This is a genomic window from Streptomyces krungchingensis (assembly GCF_054729265.1).
This window is the reverse complement of the sequence record NZ_JBPUKY010000001.1, coordinates 8,799,391-8,814,452: the sequence shown is the minus strand read 5'-3', so window position 1 is coordinate 8,814,452 and position 15,062 is coordinate 8,799,391. Positions and strand designations below refer to the sequence as shown.

The following is a 15,062-nucleotide window of genomic DNA, read 5'->3' as shown; positions in this document are numbered from 1 at the left end:
ATACGCAAGTTCAGTCCTGAGGGGGGTGGGGGGTGGCAGTGGATTACCAGCGGGTAACCAGTGGTGAGCCTGTCATGAACCTGTGAAGCACCGCTTCACCTTCGGTCCGTTCGCGGGGTGATGTGCGCCACGCCCCCGACGACGTACGGCCGAACGGCCCCTGTCGCACCAACCACACCCGCGCGGACGGCAGTTGACGGCCGTTCAGGCCGACTTCGACGACCACTCGGGCCGAGTGGCCGACGACCGCTCGGGCAGGCTTCGCCGCGCCCTCAGGGCGACGGCTCGCTCCGCGGGTCCCAGCCCTCGTAGGCCGCCGTCAGCAGCCCCAGCACGCCGTTCGCGGTGACCTCACGGGGGTTGGGGTACGACTGGGCGGCGGTCTGCGCGGCCGCCACCGTCAAGTCCGCTTCCTTCAGGCCGAGTTCCGCGAGGGACTGCGGAGCGCCCAGCGTCGCGGCCAGTTCGCGCAGGGCGCGGGGCACGTCGTCCGTCCCCAAGGCGCGGGACAGCGCCGTGAGCGCGCCGGGCGCCGCGGAGGCGTTGTAGGCGAGCACGTACGGGAGGACCACCGTGTGGGTCGCGGCGTGCGGCAGGCCGAAGGTGCCGCCGAGCACGTGGCACAGCTTGTGGTGCAGCCCCATCGTGGTGGCGCCCAGGCACGCGCCGCACAGCCAGGCTCCGTACAGCGCGCGGCCGCGCGCGTCGAGGTCGCCGGGCGCGGCGGCCACCCGGGGCAGCGCTGCGGCCATCGCCCGTACGCCTTCCTCGGCCATGAGGGAGACGAGGGGCGAGGCGTCGGGCGCGTAGAGCGCCTCCGCGGCGTGGGCCAGCGCGTTGATGCCGCTGGTGACGGAGAGCGGGACGGGCAGCCCGAGGGTGAGTTCGGGGTCGTAGACGACGCTGCGGGGCAGCACGGCGAGGTTGCGGCCGGTGCGCTTGGCTCCGTGTTCGGTGAGCCCCCAGACGGAGGTCATCTCGGATCCGGCATAGGTGGACGGTACGGCGACCAGCGGGAGACCGGTGCGCAGGGCGATCGCCTTGCCCAGGCCGATCGCCGAGCCTCCGCCCACCGCGACGCATCCGTCGGCGCCCAGCTCGCGTGCCACCTCGACGGCCCGGTCGGCGACCTCCACCGGCACGTGCATGAGCGCCTCGGCGTGCACCCCCACGCAGTCGCCGCCCAGCGCGTCCGCGACGGCCCGCGCCGTCGCCTCGCCCCTGCTGCCGCAGACCACCAGCACGCGGTGCAGTCCGAGCCGCGCGACCTCTCCCGGCGTCGCGGTCACCGAGGCGCCGGGCCGGAAGACGACGCGCGCGGGCCTGGTCTCGTACGAGAAGTCGAGGGGGGTGCTCATCGCGGCTCCAGTACCAGGTCGAAGCAGGCGTGCCGGACGGGGCCCACCACCCCGGACTTCTGCGCCGCAGCGACGGCGCGTTCCCGCTCCCCCGTCGTCAGGTCCGTCCCGCGGGCGAGCTCGTGGAGGGGCCGGGTGAGCAGGCTCAGGAGCTCACGCGGCCGCGGATCGGCCGTACGGTCGAGGCTCGTGACGACCGCGCGGGTGATGTCGGTGGTGAATGGCGTCATACCGCTCCCCTGGTCCGGCAGGCCATCCTGCCAGGCATGTGCCGCGGGCACGAGACCGTCCGCGCGCGCAGTTCGAGGACCAGGGGTCCGTCCTCGCGTGCGGCGCGGGGCGCCCGGCGCGGTCGTGGGCACGGTGCGGCCGGAGCAGGGTGCGCTCGTGGTCACCGCGCGGCCGCGGCACTTCCCGAAGGCGGTGACGTCCGGCGGATCACGATGACATGCTGTTCCGAGCGGCACACGTGACACGGAACACACGAAGCAGGGCACGCTGAAAGTATGATCAACCAATGTCTGACATGACCGAAACCACGCCCGGCTGGCTGGCTCCCGACGAGCTGGAACTGGCCCGCGCCCGCATGCCGATCCTGTACGTCGAAGCGGTACCGGTGCGCGTCGACGACAGCGGCGAAGTCACCCACATCGGGCTCCTGCTCCGCATCGGTCCGGACGGGACGGTCAGCCGCACCCTCGTCTCCGGTCGGGTGCTGCACCACGAGCGGGTCCGCGACGCCCTGCTGCGTCACCTGGAGAAGGACCTCGGACCGGTGGCGCTCCCCCGGGTCCCGGCCTCCCTCCAGCCCTTCACGGTCGCCGAGTACTTCCCGACACTGGGGGTCACCCCGTTCCACGACCCGCGCCAGCACGCCGTGTCGCTCGCCTACATCGTCCCGGTGACCGGCGACTGCCGCCCCCGGCAGGACGCCCTCGACCTGGTCTGGTTCAGTCCCGAGGAGGCGTCGTCGCCGCTGGTCATCGACGAGATGCCGGGCGGGCACGGGGTCCTGCTGAGGCAGGCCCTCGCCCACGTCGGCCGGCTGTCCTGAAGGAGGCAACGGAAAAGGCCGTCTTCCCATCGCTGAGAAAACGGCCTCCGACCGGCTCAATGCTGGTCGGGACGACAGGATTTGAACCTGCGACCCCTTGACCCCCAGTCAAGTGCGCTACCAAGCTGCGCCACGTCCCGGTGCCTTCACCCACGGTGACCCGCGTGATCGTGCGAACAGAACTTTACCCCACACCGGGGGCTGCTCCGAAGGGGGCGCGGAACGCGCGACAATCGGGACATGAGCGGAACATCCGAGGGCCGGCAGGACGACGGGCGCGACCGGGACACGGAGGGCCGCGCGCGCAGCGCCCGGCCGCGCGACGGCCTCGGACGGCCGCTGCCGTACGGCGCGGACGGGGTCGAACGGCAGCCGGAGGGCGTCGTGCGCACCCCCGAGGAGACGGTCGCCGAGGCGCAGGCGCTGCTCGACGCGGGCAAGCCCTTCCACGCGCACGAGGTCTTCGAGGACGCCTGGAAGTCCGGCCCCGAGGAGGAGCGCGCGCTGTGGCGCGCTCTGGCCCAGCTCGCGGTGGGGCTCACCCACGCGGCCCGCGGGAACGTCACGGGCGGGGCCCGGCTGCTGCGGCGTGGCGCCGGGGGCACCGCGGAGTGGTCGGCGCTGACCGGCCGGGAGCGGCCGTACGGAATGGACCTCGGGGAACTGGGCGCCTGGGCGCGTGGCGTGGCCGCCGCGGTGGAGCGTGAGGGCGCGGCGATCGACGCGCGGGAATCGGCTCCGCGGCTGGCCGGGCGGGCCGCCTGACACCCGCGCCGGACCGGCGTCCGGCCCGATCCCAGGTGCGGTGCGTCCACGGTCGGTGGCGTGCGGCAGACTCTGGGTGTGCGAAAGATTCATGTCATCGGGATCGGGGCGGGCGACCCCGATCAGCTCACGTTGCAGGCGGTCAAGTCGCTGAGGAGCACGGACGTGTTCTTCATCCTGGACAAGGGCGAGGTGAAGTCGGACCTCGTCCGGCTGCGCCGTGACATCCTCGACACGCACATACCGGACGGGGCGTACCGACTGGTCGAGGCCCGCGACCCGGACCGCGACCGGTCCGCGGGAGGCACGGCGTACTCGCCCGCCGTCGGCGACTGGCGCAGTGCCCGCGCCGCCATCTACGAGCGGCTGATCGCCGAGGAGCTCGGCGAGGACGAGAGCGGCGCCTTCCTGGTGTGGGGCGATCCCGCGCTGTACGACAGCACCATCGGCATCCTGGAGGAGATCCTGGAGCGCGGCTCGGTGCCGTTCACGTACGACGTCGTCCCCGGTGTCAGCAGCGTCTCCGCGCTGGTGGCACGGCACCGCACGGGGCTGAACCGCGTCGCCCGGCCCGTCCAGATCACCACGGGCCGCCGCCTCGCCGAGGGTTTCCCCGACGGTGTGGACGACGTGGTCGTCATGCTCGACGCGCACCAGACCTTCCGGCAGTACACCGACGAGGACATCGACATCTACTGGGGCGCCTACATCGGCACGCCCGACGAGATCCTCGCGTCCGGTCCCCTCGCCGAGACGGCCCCGCGCATCGAGCGGCTGCGGGCCGAGGCCCGGGAGCGCAAGGGATGGATCATGGACACCTACCTGCTGCGCCGGAACCCGCGGGACTGAGGGCTGGACGCCGGCACCGGGAGGGCCGCCGGGTCGCCGAGCGGCCGACGGAGCGGGCCGTCGGTATCGTCCAGACATGGAGTCGGTACGCGCGGTTCTCATCGACATCGACGGGGTGCTCACGGTGTCGTGGCAGCCGCTGCCCGGCGCGGTCGGGGCCCTGCGCCGGATCCGCGACGCCGGTCTCCCCGTGGCGCTGGTGACGAACACGACCTCGCGCACGCGGGCGTCGATCGCCCGGACGCTGTCGGACGCGGGTTTCGCGGTGGCCGCCGAGGACATCCTGACCGCGCCCGCGGTGACGGCCGCACACCTCGCGGAGCACTTCCCGGGCGCGCGCTGCACCCTGCTCAACAGCGGCGACATCCGTGAGGACCTGGCCGGTGTCACCCTGGTCGACGATCCCGGCGTGGTGCCCGACGTCGTCGTCCTCGGCGGGGCCGGTCCCGAGTTCGACTACGCCTCCTTGAACCGCGCCTTCGGGGACCTCCAGCGCGGTGCCCGGCTGGTCGCCATGCACCGCAATCTGTACTGGCGGACCGACGAGGGTCTCCAGCTCGACTCGGGGGCCTTCGTGACGGGGCTGGAGGCCGCCGCCCGCACCGAGGCCGTGATCACGGGAAAGCCGTCGGCCGCGTTCTTCGGGGCGGCGCTCGCGCGTCTCGGAGTGAGCGCGCGGGAGGCGTTGATGGTCGGGGACGACATCGAGTCGGACGTCCTCGCGGCGCAACGGGCCGGGGTGACCGGGGTGCTGGTCAGGACCGGCAAGTACCTGCCGAAGACGCACCGGGCCGCGAGCGGCGAACCCGACCACGTCATCGACTCGTTCGCCGGCCTTCCGGAGCTTCTCGGGCTACCGCAGTAGGAGTTGCACGCCGCCCACGACGGTCGCCGCGATGACGAGCTGCTCGAACAGGCGCTGGTTGATCCTGTTCACGGCCCACTTGCCGAGGAACGCACCCGGGACGACGAAGATCACGAGGGCCGCGTCCAGCAGCAGCGAGCGGCCGTCGATCAGACCGAGTCCGGCACTGAAGGGCACCTTCGAGACGTTCACGATCAGGAAGAAGAAGGCGGACGTGCCGAGGAAGCCGAGCTTGCGGAAGCCCGCCGACAGGAGGTAGAGCGACATCACCGGGCCGCCCGCGTTGGCGACCATCGTGGTGAAACCGCCGAGGACTCCGTAGGAGCGGGCCTTGATACGGCCCGCCCGGGTCGTGACGGCGTCCGGTTCGTCCTCGGTGCCGGCCCGGCGCCGCCGCCACATCGTGACGCCGGCCATCAGCAGCAGGATCGCGCCGATCGAGGTCCGTACGACCGCGTCGTCCGCCCACACCAGGAACAGCGTGCCGACGACCACTCCTGCCGCGACCGCCGGGAACAGCCGCCACAGCGTGGGCCAGTGGGCGTGGCGCCGGTAGGTGAGGACCGCGAGGACGTCCCCGGCGATCAGGATCGGGAGCAGCACGCCGGTGGAGGCGCGGGCGGGCAGGACAGCCGCGAAGACGGCGAGGCTGACCGTGTTGGCCCCGCTCACCGCGGTTTTCGAGAAGCCGACGAGCAGGGCCGCGAGGGCGAGCGCGGCGAACTCCCAGCCGGATATGTGCCAGAGCGTCATCGTGTTCATGCGGGAACCGATGCTATGCCCACCTATCCGGCCGCCGTAAGGAGCGTCTCGACAGGTGGCACCTGCGCCGGCGGTTCAGCCGGTGTATCGGGCCCGCAGCTCCCGCTTGAGCACCTTCATGCTCGGACCGAGCGGCAGCGCCTCGGTGAACTCCACGCGGCGCGGGTACTTGTGACGGCCCAGGTGTTCCTTCGACCACGTGGTGATGTCGTCGCCGTCGGCGGCCGGGCCGGGTGCGGGGACCACGACCGCGCACACCTCCTCCCCGTGCAGCTCGTCCGGCAGTCCGATCACCGCGACCTGGGCGATGCCGGGGTGCCGCATCAACACCTCCTCGACCTCCCGCGGGTAGACGTTGTAGCCGCCGCGGATGATGACGTCCTTCTTGCGGTCGACGATCCGCAGGAAGCCCTCGTCGTCCTTGGTCCCCAGGTCGCCGGTGCGGAACCAGCCGTCCACCACGGCCTCCGCGGTCGCCTCGGGACGGCCCAGGTAGCCGGAGAAGACGTTGTGGCCGCGGACGACGACCTCGCCGACTTCGCCCGCGGGCAGCAGTTCGACACGGTCCTCGGCCTCCGCCCGCGCGATCTCCACGTCCACGCCCCACAGGGGGTGGCCGATGGTGCCGGGCTTCGTGCCGAACAGGGGCTGGTTGACGGTCGCGGCCGGCGAGGTCTCCGACAGCCCGTACCCCTCGTAGACCTTGGCTCCGAACGCCATCTCGAACCGCTCCAGGACGGCCACCGGCAGCGAGGCTCCACCGGAGACGCAGACCCGCAGCTCTGGCAGTACGTCCGCGTCCGCCGCGGCGGACGCGAGGGCGACGAACATGGTGGGGACGCCGTGGAAGGTGTTCACCCCTTCCTTCACCATCAGCTCGATCGCGCGCGCCGCGTCGAAGCGCGGCAGCAGGACGAGGGTGGCGCCCGCCCGCCAGGTGGAGTTGAGGGAGACGGTCTGGCCGAAGGCGTGGAAGAGCGGGAGCGCGCCGAGCGCGATGTCGTCGGGGCGGACGTCGTTGGCGTCGAAGGCGTTCACGGTCGCGTTCATCACCAGGTTGAAGTGGCTGAGCACGGCGCCTTTGGGGACGCCGGTCGTGCCGCTGGTGTAGAGGACGACGGCCGGGTCGTCGGCGTCGCGGGTGACGTAGGACGGGAGCGGTTCGGCGTCCGCCGCGAGCTGCTCCAGTTCGGCGCCCAGCATGACGACGCGGACGCCGAGGGCGCGCGCCGCCGCGGCGCCCGTCCCGGCCTGAGCCGGGTGACACAGCAGCAGGGTCGCGCCGCTGTCCTTCAGGACGTGCTCGACCTCGGACGCCGACAGCAGGAGGTGGACGGGGACGACCACGCCGCCCGCCGCCGCGACGGCGTAGTAGGCGTGCGGGAAGTCCGCCGTGTTGGGGGCCATCAGTGCCACCCGGTCCCCCGGCCGCACACCGAGGCCGGTCAGGGCGCCGGCTTCGGCCAGGGCACGCCGCCACACCTGGGCGAAGGTGAGGCGCAGGTCGCCCTCGACGAGCGCCGCCCGGTCGGGACGGCGGCGGGCGTTCTCGGCGAGGATCGCGGCGAGGGACAGGGTGGCCATGGAGGGGTGCTCCGTTTCTGATCTCCGCCGGGGGGCGGCTGGTGTTCGCTGGTCTCGGACGGGTCACCGCGGCTCCACCCCCGCCGGAGCCGCGTACGGGGCTTCAGCCGCGCTCGACCAGGACCGCGCTGCCCTGCCCGACCCCCACGCACATGGTGGCCAGGCCGCGCGCGGCGCCGGTGCGGCGCATGCGGTGCAGCAGGGTGGTGAGGATGCGGGCGCCGGAACAGCCGAGCGGGTGGCCGAGGGCGATGGCCCCGCCGGTCGGGTTGACGAGTTCCGGGTCGATCCCGAGCCTGTCCACGGAGGCGAGGGCCTGGGCGGCGAAGGCCTCGTTGAACTCGGCCTCCTGGATGTCGCCGATGCCCCAGCCGACGCGTCCCAGCGCCTTCTGCGTGGCGGGGACGGGTCCGATGCCCATGACATCGGGGTGGACCCCGGCGGACGCTCCGGCGACATAGCGTCCGAGGGACTCCAGCCCCAGGTCGTTCAGGGCGTCCTCGCTGACGAGCAGCAGGCCGGCCGCGCCGTCGTTCATCGGGGAGGCGTTGCCCGCGGTGACCGTGCCGCCTTCGCGGAACACCGGCCTGAGGCGGGCGAGCTTGTCGAGCGAGGTGTCCTCGCGTACGCATTCGTCGGTGTCGACGACGACGCCGTCGGGGCGTTCGACGGGGAGCAGTTCGGCGTCGAAGTACCCGTTCTTGCGGGCGTCCGCGGCACGCTGGTGGCTGCGCAGCGCGAACGCGTCCTGGCGCTCGCGCGGGACGCCGTACCGCTCGGCGACCTCCTCGGCCGTCTCTCCCATCGACAGGAGACCGTGCAGGTCCTTCATCGCGGGGTTGACCAGGCGCCAGCCGAGCCGGGTGTCGACCGTCTCGATGCGATGGGGAAGCGCCTCGTCCGGGCGGGGCAGGACGAAGGGCGCCCGGCTCATCGACTCGGAGCCGCCCGCGAGCACGATGTCGGCCTCACCGGAGGCGATGGCGCGGGCCGCGGTCGTGACGGCCTCCAGGCCGGAGGCGCACAGCCGGTTGACGGTGGCGCCGGGTACGGATTCGGGCAGGCCCGCGAGGAGCGCGGCCATGCGGGCGACGTTGCGGTTGTCCTCGCCCGCCTGGTTGGCGGCGCCCCAGTAGACGTCGTCGATGCGGGCCGGGTCGAGCGTGGGCAGTCCGGCGACCAGTCCGCGCACGACGGTCGCGGCGAGGTCGTCGGGCCGCACGGAGGACAGGGCTCCGCGCAGCTTTCCGATGGGGGTGCGGCGGGCGGCCGCGAAGTGGACGGGACGCACGACAGGACTCCTGAGGGACGGCGGATCACGCGATCACGGTGTGCCGCGGGCGCGGATCACGGGTCGCCGGTCTCGCGAGCGCGGGATCTCCGGATCGCGGGGACCGGCGAAGGGGCGGGAATTAATTAGCACTGCTAGTTTTCGACTATAGCCCCGCGACCGGCCGTCTGGGAAGATCCCGCTCCCCCGACCCCGCAGCGTCACCCGGACACCCGGCGCCCCTCCGGGATGGCACACTGCTCGCACGTACTGCCGAACACCCCCTGGCAGGGCGAACAGGCAGGTCTAGCAAAGGAGTTGCCGCATGACGGGGCCCGAGTCCACCGTGGACCGGATCGACACCAGCAGGCCGCATCCGGCGCGGGTGTACGACTGGTACCTCGGAGGCAAGGACAACTACCCGGTCGACGAGGAGCTCGGCCGGCACATCATGTCCCTCGATCCGGGCGCCGAGCGGGCCGCCCGCAGCAACCGCTGGTTCATGCAGCGCGCCACCCGCCATCTCGTCGGCGCGGCGGGAATCCGGCAGTTCCTCGACATCGGCACCGGCATCCCCACGGAGCCCAACCTCCACCAGATCGCGCAGCGCACCGCCGCGGACGCGCGGGTGGTGTACGTCGACAACGACCCGATCGTCCTCGCCCACGCCGGGGCGCTGCTGCGCGGGACCCCGCAGGGCGTGACGGAGTACATCCAGGCCGATCTGCGCGAGCCGGAGAAGATACTCGCCGAGGCGGGGCGCGTCCTCGACTTCGACCGGCCCATCGCCCTGTCCCTGATCGCCCTGATGCACTTCATCGCGGACGAGAGCGGCGCGTACGAGCTGGTGGAGACCCTGGTCGACGCGCTGGCGCCGGGCAGCTGCCTGGCACTGTCGGCGATGACCGCCGACTTCGAGCCCGAGAACGTACGGCGCGGCATCGAGATGTACGCGAAAGGCGGGGTCACCCTCGTCGGCCGCTCCCACGCCCAGGTCGGCCGCTTCTTCAAGGGCCTCGACCTGGCCGAACCGGGCATCGTGTCCGTGAAGGACTGGCATCCCGAGCTCGCGGAGGACGAGACCTCCATCGGCGACGCACCGGTCTCCCTGTACGGCGGGGTCGGCTTCAAGGCCTGACGGGCACCGGTCCGGTCGGCCGCCGCCGTCGGCACCGGTCCGGCCAGCCGCCCGCCGACGGGCGGCTGACGAACGCGCGGCGGGGAGCGGAGGGTGACCACGCGGCCGGGCGCGCCGGGCGGGTGCCGGGCGACCGCGCGACGGGCGGAGGCGGCGAGAAGCCGCCGGGTGAGCCGTCGAGGGGAGGACGGTGAGCAGCCGCACCGGGTTAGCGGTCGCAGGGAGGGCAGTGAGCAGCCGCACCGGGTGAGCGACCTCGCGGCAGGCGACAGGCGACAGGCGACAGGCGACAGGCGACAGGCGACAGGCGACCGTACCGGGCGAGCGACCTCCCGGCGGGCACCCGCGCCGGGCCGGTACGAATCGCCGCGTACGAGCCTGACCCGCGCGGGCACTTCGCGACTCGGGGCCGGCCCCGGCACGCCGGAGGGCGCCTGCCCGCACCGTGACCCGCGGCCCGGGCGCAGCCGTCAGCAGGACTCCGTCGACTCCTCGCAGGGCGCGTCGACGATGCCCAGCGTGACGAAGGCGCGGGTGAAGGCGGCGAAGCCCTCCTCCCCCAGGGGTTCCACGACACGACGGCGCACCGCGTCGGCGAACACCTTCGCCGCGGTCGTGGCCGTCTCCCGGCCGAGCGGAGTCAGCACGGCATACGTCACCCTGCGGTCCGAACGGGACGGGCGGCGCTCGACGAGACCGGCGTCGGCCAGCCGGTCGACCACCCCGGTCGTCCCCGCGGTGGAGAAGCCGAGCGTCTGGGACAGCAGCCGCATCGGAGCGGCCCGGTCCGGCGAGGCGACCAGGAAGCAGAGCACTTCGAGGGACGAGGGCGGCAGCCCCACCTCGCGCTGGGCCTCGGCGAGCAGTTCGTCCGTGAGTTCACGGAACCCCGTCGCCAGGCCGTTCCACCGCTGCAGCAGGTCGGTCTCCTCGGCGCTCGGACACTGGTCCGCCGCGCCGGGACACCCGGCCCGCTCCACTGGCTGCTGGGACTCCCCCATGCGCTGGCTCCCGTATTCCGATCCCGAGTCCTGACCCACTTGCCGAGAATACCCCGCCCATCTATTATCTCGCGAGCTACCTAATAGCTGACGTAGTAGTAGCTGGCGATGTAGTAGCTGGCGATGTATTCATCATTCAACCGATCGGCACCGGACCCGACCGCGGCCACCCGGGCCCGGACCCACCCGCACCCCACCGGCTCCGGCGCCGCCAGGGCACCGGACCGCTCACGAAAGGCACGGACGACCATGTCCCACACCACCCCCTCCTCCCGGCCCGGCGCGCTCCCGGACGTCTCGGCGGGTCACTGGACCCTCGACCCGGCAGGCACCACCGTCGGCTTCCAGCACCGCACGTTCTGGGGCCTGTTGAACGTCAAGGGGGTGTTCACCGAGGTCGGCGGCGACGGCGAGGTCGTCGCCGGGGGCGGCGCGCACGGCAGCGTGACCATCGGCGCCGCGTCCCTGGACACCAGGAACGCCAAGCGCGACAAGCACCTGCGCTCCGTGGACTTCTTCGACGTCGAGAAGCACCCCTCGCTCGCCTTCACCGCCACGGAGGTCAAGCCGTCCGGCGACGCGACCGTCCATGTCACCGGCGACCTGACCGTGCTCGGCGTGACGCGCGCGCTGTCCTTCACCGCCAAGGCGTCCGAGATCTCCGCCGACGCGGTCACCCTCACCGCGGAACTCCCGGTGGACCGCGGAGACTTCGGCATGTCCTGGAACCAGGCCGGCATGCTCAAGCCGCTGACCCGCGTCACGATCGCCGCGCGCTTCACGCGCCGCGCCGACTGACCGGAAGCGCCCGCCCGCGCCACGAGTTCGGCCGGGGCCCCGGCCGGCTCACGCCCACAACCGTCACCCGTCGCCGTCACTCGTGACCGTGGACGTCGCCGTCGCCGTCGCCGTCGCCGTCGCCGTCGCCGTCGCGGGGAAACGCAAAAAGGGCCCCGCGGGCTCTTGCCCGCGAAGACCCTTCGCACCGTCGGGACGACAGGATTTGAACCTGCGACCCCTTGACCCCCAGTCAAGTGCGCTACCAAGCTGCGCCACGTCCCGGTGCCCGTCTGACCTGGGGTTTCCCCGGGCCGAACGTGCACGGAAACAATACCGCACTCGTGCCTGTGGTCGCGCACCCGTTTACGCGGGTCCGCGCCCGGGACGGGTGCGGGTTGACCTGAAGTTTGGTTGAGGTTGCACGATCGTCGGCATGACGATCACAGCGACGCAGCGGTACGCGTACACGGACCTGCCCCGTCTGATGGGGCTGATGACCGGCGACGAGAAGCACGGACCTGCGGCGACGTCGACGATGGACGCCCTGTGGGTGCTGTACGACCGGGTGCTGCGGGTCGCGCCCGACCGCGTGGACGATCCGGAACGGGACCGGTTCCTGCTCTCCAAGGGACACGGACCCATGGCGTACTACGCCGTGCTCGCGGCCAAGGGGTTCGTGCCCGAGTCGTGGCTGCCCGGATTCGGCTCCTACGCGTCGCCGCTGGGCCACCACCCCGACCGTGTCCTCGTACCGGGCGCCGAGATCGGCAGCGGATCCCTCGGGCACGGACTGCCCATCGGCGTCGGAACGGCTCTCGGGCTGCGCGCGCAGGGACTGTTCGAGCCCCGCGTATGGGTGCTGACCGGCGACGCGGAACTGGACGAGGGGAGCAATCACGAGGCGATCGCCTTCGCCGGTCCGGCCGGTCTGGAACGGCTCCACACCGTGGTCGTCGACAACTCGTCCGCCAGTCACGCCCGCCCCGGCGGCATCGCGGCCCGGTTCGAGGCGGCCGGCTGGTCCGCCGCGACGGTGGACGGCCGCGACCACGAAGCCCTGTACGCCGCCTTCACGGCCCCCCATCCCGGACGTCCGCGCGTGGTCGTCGCCCAGGTCGAACCGAAGTCGGCCTGAGCCGACGGAAGGACACACATCCCATGGACACCATGCGTGACCGTTTCGCCCCTGTCGTCTCGCGACTGCTCGACGAGGACCCCCGTGTCGCGGTCGTCCTGGCCGAGATCGGCAAGGACGGCTTCGCAGAGGCCCGGAGCAGGCATCCCGACCGGGTCGTCAACGTGGGCATTCGCGAGCAACTGCTGATCGGCACGGGCGCGGGCCTCGCGCTGACCGGGCTGCGTCCCGTGCTGCACACCTTCGCGAGCTTCCTCGTGGAACGGCCCTTCGAGCAGGTCAAACTGGACCTCGGGCACCAGGACGCGGGCGCGGTGCTCGTCAGTGCCGCCGCGTCCTTCGACTGGCCGGCCGGCGGCTTCACCCACATGTCGCCCGGCGACGTGGCCCTTCTCGACACACTGGACGGCTGGACGGTGCACGTCCCGGGCCATCCCGACGAGGCCGAGACGCTGTTGCGCCACGCGGTCGCGGCCGGGGACGACAAGGTGTACGTCCGCCTGTCCGTGCAGTCGAACGCGCAGGGGCTGCCCGTCGACGGAGCGCGCTTTGGCACCGTGCGCGAGGGGCACGCGGGCGTGGTCGTCGCGGTCGGTCCGATGCTCGACGCCGCGCTGGCCGCCACGGAGGGGCTCGACGTGACCGTGTTGTACGCGACCACCGTCCGGCCCTTCGACGCGGCGGCGCTGCGCAGGGCCACGGAGACCGCGGGCACCGATGTGGTCCTCGTCGAGCCGTATCTGGCGGGCACGTCCACGAAGGAGGCGGCCGACGCGCTCGCCGACGTGCCGCACCGGGTCCTGGGCCTCGGCGTGGGCCGCCGCGAGCTGCGCCGGTACGGGACGGTCGAGGAGCATGTCGCCGCGCACGGTCTGGACCCGGCGTCCCTGCGGGAGCGGATCGGCGCCTTCCTGGGAGCCCGGGTCCACGGATGACCGAGCGCCCGGCGGCACGGGTCGACGGGTGAGCGGCGCGCCGCCCGCCGATGGGTTCACACGGCCGGGCGGTCCTCCCGCCCGGCCGCGGCGGACACGGGTTCCGTCGCGGCGGGCGGGCGGGGCAACGGCGCGGGGCCGTCGACACGGACCAGGTTGCGGATCGCGGGCACCGCCAGCAGGGCGGTCGAGACGACGAGGGTCATGGCGCCGGCGATGAGCAGCACGTGGTCGGCGCCGAGCGCCGCGGCGGCCGGTCCGGCCAGTGCCTGGCCGACGGGCATCATGGCCAGGGAGCCCGCGACGTCGTACGCGTGGATGCGGTTGAGGACGTCGGGTGCCACCTGTGTCTGCACGCTCGTCGCCCACATCACGCCCCACAGCGACATGCCCGCGCCGGCCACGACCGCGCCGGCCGACATGGCCGCCACGCCGAGTCCCCATCCGACGGTCGCCGGGAAGAAGGCGAAGGCGAAGAGGGCGAAGGCTCCGGCCCGCAGCATGCGGCGGGGGCGCAGCCGCAGCGCGATCAGTCCGCCGATGACGGTGCCGGCTCCGAGGGCCGAGTTGACCAGGCCGTAGGCGCGCGGGCCGTGCTCCTGCACCACCTCGGTGGCCACCAGGGGGACGGTCGGCCCCCAGATGGAGATCATGTAGACGCACCAGATGACGATGACGCCCCAGAGCCAGGTGCGGGATCTGAACTCCCGCCAGCCCTCGGCGAGATCGGCCCTGAAGCTGCCGCTGTGGGACCGGCTCCCGGGGGCGGCCGGGGGCAGCCGGAGCAGGAGCAGGCACAGGGCGCTGAGCGCGTAGGTCGCCGCGTGGGCGGCGAAGACCCCGCCGGCGGAGGAGAACGCGACCAGCAGGCCCGCCAGCGCGGGGCCGGCGAGCTGGGCGGCGGACTCGGCGATCCGTATGGCGCCGTTGGCCCCCTGGACGTCGGTGGCGAGGCGCGGCACCGTACTGGCGACGCCGGGCTGGAACACCGCGCCGGCCACGCCGTTGACCGCGCCGATCACGCAGATCTGCCAGAGCACCACGTGGCCGGCGAAGAACAGCGCGGCGGCGAGGGACTGGGTGACCAGCCGCACCAGATCGGCGCCGATCATGAGCTTGCGTGTGCTGAACCGGTCGGCGATGACCCCGCCGAAGATCACCAGGCCCGCGAACGAGGCCGCCGACGCGGCCATGGCCAGGCCGACCGCGCCGACCCCGTATCCGTACCGCAGCAGTCCGGCGGCCAGCGCCACCGGGAGCATGGTGTCGCCGAGCCGGGCGAGGGCACGTGCGACGAAGAAGAGGGCGAAGTCCCGCGACCAGACGGGCGAGGGCGCCCCGGCGGCAACGATGTCGCGACGCCGCCGCTCTCCGGGACGCTCCTTCCCCGCGCGGTCCGACGGTTCGTCCCGTCGTTCGCCGCCCGGCTCGTCGCCCTGTGGTGTCCCGCCCGATGACGTCCCGGCCATCCCGCTCGATCCCCTCCCCTGACTGCCCATGCCCCACCCGTCCCCCGCGGAACCGGGCGCCGTGCGCCCGGCTCACGCTTCCGGATCATGCCACGGG

16 protein-coding genes and 2 tRNA genes are annotated in these 15,062 nt (G+C 72.8%); 8 read left to right on the top strand and 10 right to left on the bottom strand.

Annotated elements, in window-relative coordinates:
* Positions 1-272: 272 nt before the first annotated feature.
* Positions 273-1,358: a maleylacetate reductase gene (locus ACSYGO_RS38245; RefSeq protein WP_426676832.1), complete on the bottom strand. Its 1,086-nt coding sequence runs from the start codon at positions 1,356-1,358 to the stop codon at positions 273-275.
* A complete protein-coding gene (locus tag ACSYGO_RS38240; protein WP_426676833.1) occupies positions 1,355-1,588 on the bottom strand; it encodes a hypothetical protein in 234 nt (77 codons plus the stop codon). Before ACSYGO_RS38240 ends, ACSYGO_RS38245 begins: the two co-directional genes overlap by 4 nt.
* Before the next feature lie 287 nt (positions 1,589-1,875).
* Between ACSYGO_RS38240 and ACSYGO_RS38235 the strand changes: the two genes are divergently transcribed.
* Positions 1,876-2,412: an NUDIX hydrolase family protein gene (locus ACSYGO_RS38235; protein WP_095937919.1), complete on the top strand. Its 537-nt coding sequence runs from the start codon at positions 1,876-1,878 to the stop codon at positions 2,410-2,412.
* A gap of 63 nt (positions 2,413-2,475) precedes the next feature.
* On the opposite strand, the gene ACSYGO_RS38230 is transcribed toward ACSYGO_RS38235, so the two are convergent.
* Positions 2,476-2,552, bottom strand: a tRNA-Pro gene (locus tag ACSYGO_RS38230).
* A 100-nt stretch (positions 2,553-2,652) separates the two neighbouring features.
* On the opposite strand from ACSYGO_RS38230, the gene ACSYGO_RS38225 reads away from it, so the two are divergent.
* From ACSYGO_RS38225 to ACSYGO_RS38215, 3 genes are all read left to right on the top strand, one after another.
* Positions 2,653-3,177, top strand: coding sequence for a DUF309 domain-containing protein (locus ACSYGO_RS38225; protein ID WP_432175095.1), 525 nt, complete (start codon positions 2,653-2,655; stop codon positions 3,175-3,177).
* A 78-nt stretch (positions 3,178-3,255) separates the two neighbouring features.
* Entirely contained in the window at positions 3,256-4,026 is a 771-nt protein-coding gene (gene cobF, locus ACSYGO_RS38220; protein ID WP_426676835.1) for a precorrin-6A synthase (deacetylating), read from the top strand.
* A 76-nt stretch (positions 4,027-4,102) separates the two neighbouring features.
* Positions 4,103-4,891, top strand: coding sequence for an HAD-IIA family hydrolase (locus ACSYGO_RS38215; RefSeq protein WP_426676836.1), 789 nt, complete (start codon positions 4,103-4,105; stop codon positions 4,889-4,891).
* On the opposite strand, the gene ACSYGO_RS38210 is transcribed toward ACSYGO_RS38215, so the two are convergent.
* From ACSYGO_RS38210 to ACSYGO_RS38200, 3 genes are all read right to left on the bottom strand, one after another.
* Positions 4,880-5,653 (bottom strand): sulfite exporter TauE/SafE family protein, encoded by a 774-nt coding sequence (locus ACSYGO_RS38210; protein WP_426676837.1) that lies wholly within the window; start codon positions 5,651-5,653, stop codon positions 4,880-4,882. The genes ACSYGO_RS38215 and ACSYGO_RS38210 overlap by 12 nt on opposite strands.
* A gap of 75 nt (positions 5,654-5,728) precedes the next feature.
* Positions 5,729-7,237, bottom strand: a complete 1,509-nt coding sequence (locus tag ACSYGO_RS38205) for a long-chain-fatty-acid--CoA ligase (RefSeq protein WP_460389462.1) — start codon at positions 7,235-7,237, stop codon at positions 5,729-5,731.
* Positions 7,238-7,340: 103 nt separating this feature from the next.
* A complete protein-coding gene (locus ACSYGO_RS38200; protein ID WP_426676839.1) occupies positions 7,341-8,528 on the bottom strand; it encodes a thiolase family protein in 1,188 nt (395 codons plus the stop codon).
* Positions 8,529-8,832: 304 nt separating this feature from the next.
* Here ACSYGO_RS38200 and ACSYGO_RS38195 point away from each other — a divergent pair, with 304 nt between their 5' ends.
* Complete coding sequence (locus ACSYGO_RS38195) at positions 8,833-9,645, top strand: SAM-dependent methyltransferase (RefSeq protein ID WP_460389461.1); 813 nt, start codon at positions 8,833-8,835, stop codon at positions 9,643-9,645.
* A gap of 470 nt (positions 9,646-10,115) precedes the next feature.
* Here ACSYGO_RS38195 and ACSYGO_RS38190 read toward each other — a convergent pair whose 3' ends face one another.
* Both ACSYGO_RS38190 and ACSYGO_RS38185 read right to left on the bottom strand, forming a co-directional pair.
* Entirely contained in the window at positions 10,116-10,646 is a 531-nt protein-coding gene (locus tag ACSYGO_RS38190; RefSeq protein WP_460389460.1) for a MarR family winged helix-turn-helix transcriptional regulator, read from the bottom strand.
* 80 nt (positions 10,647-10,726) lie between these two features.
* A complete protein-coding gene (locus tag ACSYGO_RS38185) occupies positions 10,727-10,906 on the bottom strand; it encodes a hypothetical protein (protein ID WP_460389459.1) in 180 nt (59 codons plus the stop codon).
* Here ACSYGO_RS38185 and ACSYGO_RS38180 point away from each other — a divergent pair.
* Complete coding sequence (locus tag ACSYGO_RS38180) at positions 10,896-11,444, top strand: YceI family protein (RefSeq protein WP_435227222.1); 549 nt, start codon at positions 10,896-10,898, stop codon at positions 11,442-11,444. The genes ACSYGO_RS38185 and ACSYGO_RS38180 overlap by 11 nt on opposite strands.
* A gap of 190 nt (positions 11,445-11,634) precedes the next feature.
* Here ACSYGO_RS38180 and ACSYGO_RS38175 read toward each other — a convergent pair.
* Positions 11,635-11,708, bottom strand: a tRNA-Pro gene (locus ACSYGO_RS38175).
* Between the two features lie 151 nt (positions 11,709-11,859).
* On the opposite strand from ACSYGO_RS38175, the gene ACSYGO_RS38170 reads away from it, so the two are divergent.
* Both ACSYGO_RS38170 and ACSYGO_RS38165 read left to right on the top strand, forming a co-directional pair.
* A complete protein-coding gene (locus ACSYGO_RS38170; protein WP_460389458.1) occupies positions 11,860-12,561 on the top strand; it encodes a transketolase in 702 nt (233 codons plus the stop codon).
* Between the two features lie 23 nt (positions 12,562-12,584).
* Positions 12,585-13,496 carry a transketolase family protein gene (locus tag ACSYGO_RS38165; RefSeq protein WP_432175100.1) on the top strand — a complete coding sequence of 304 codons (912 nt, stop codon included), beginning with the start codon at positions 12,585-12,587 and terminating at the stop codon, positions 13,494-13,496.
* 56 nt (positions 13,497-13,552) lie between these two features.
* Here the strand turns inward: ACSYGO_RS38165 and ACSYGO_RS38160 are convergent, their stop codons facing one another.
* Positions 13,553-14,965 (bottom strand): MFS transporter, encoded by a 1,413-nt coding sequence (locus ACSYGO_RS38160; protein WP_460389457.1) that lies wholly within the window; start codon positions 14,963-14,965, stop codon positions 13,553-13,555.
* Positions 14,966-15,062 lie beyond the last annotated feature (97 nt).

Coding starts and splice junctions, on each gene's coding strand:
- ACSYGO_RS38225 (WP_432175095.1), top strand. CDS start 2,653: ATGAGCGGAACATCCGAGGGCCGGCAGGACGACGGGCGCGACCGGGAC.
- ACSYGO_RS38170 (WP_460389458.1), top strand. CDS start 11,860: ATGACGATCACAGCGACGCAGCGGTACGCGTACACGGACCTGCCCCGT.
- ACSYGO_RS38215 (WP_426676836.1), top strand. CDS start 4,103: ATGGAGTCGGTACGCGCGGTTCTCATCGACATCGACGGGGTGCTCACG.
- ACSYGO_RS38190 (WP_460389460.1), bottom strand. CDS start 10,646: ATGGGGGAGTCCCAGCAGCCAGTGGAGCGGGCCGGGTGTCCCGGCGCG.
- ACSYGO_RS38165 (WP_432175100.1), top strand. CDS start 12,585: ATGGACACCATGCGTGACCGTTTCGCCCCTGTCGTCTCGCGACTGCTC.
- ACSYGO_RS38205 (WP_460389462.1), bottom strand. CDS start 7,237: ATGGCCACCCTGTCCCTCGCCGCGATCCTCGCCGAGAACGCCCGCCGC.
- ACSYGO_RS38210 (WP_426676837.1), bottom strand. CDS start 5,653: ATGAACACGATGACGCTCTGGCACATATCCGGCTGGGAGTTCGCCGCG.
- ACSYGO_RS38195 (WP_460389461.1), top strand. CDS start 8,833: ATGACGGGGCCCGAGTCCACCGTGGACCGGATCGACACCAGCAGGCCG.
- ACSYGO_RS38240 (WP_426676833.1), bottom strand. CDS start 1,588: ATGACGCCATTCACCACCGACATCACCCGCGCGGTCGTCACGAGCCTC.
- ACSYGO_RS38180 (WP_435227222.1), top strand. CDS start 10,896: ATGTCCCACACCACCCCCTCCTCCCGGCCCGGCGCGCTCCCGGACGTC.
- ACSYGO_RS38160 (WP_460389457.1), bottom strand. CDS start 14,965: ATGGCCGGGACGTCATCGGGCGGGACACCACAGGGCGACGAGCCGGGC.
- ACSYGO_RS38235 (WP_095937919.1), top strand. CDS start 1,876: ATGTCTGACATGACCGAAACCACGCCCGGCTGGCTGGCTCCCGACGAG.
- ACSYGO_RS38245 (WP_426676832.1), bottom strand. CDS start 1,358: ATGAGCACCCCCCTCGACTTCTCGTACGAGACCAGGCCCGCGCGCGTC.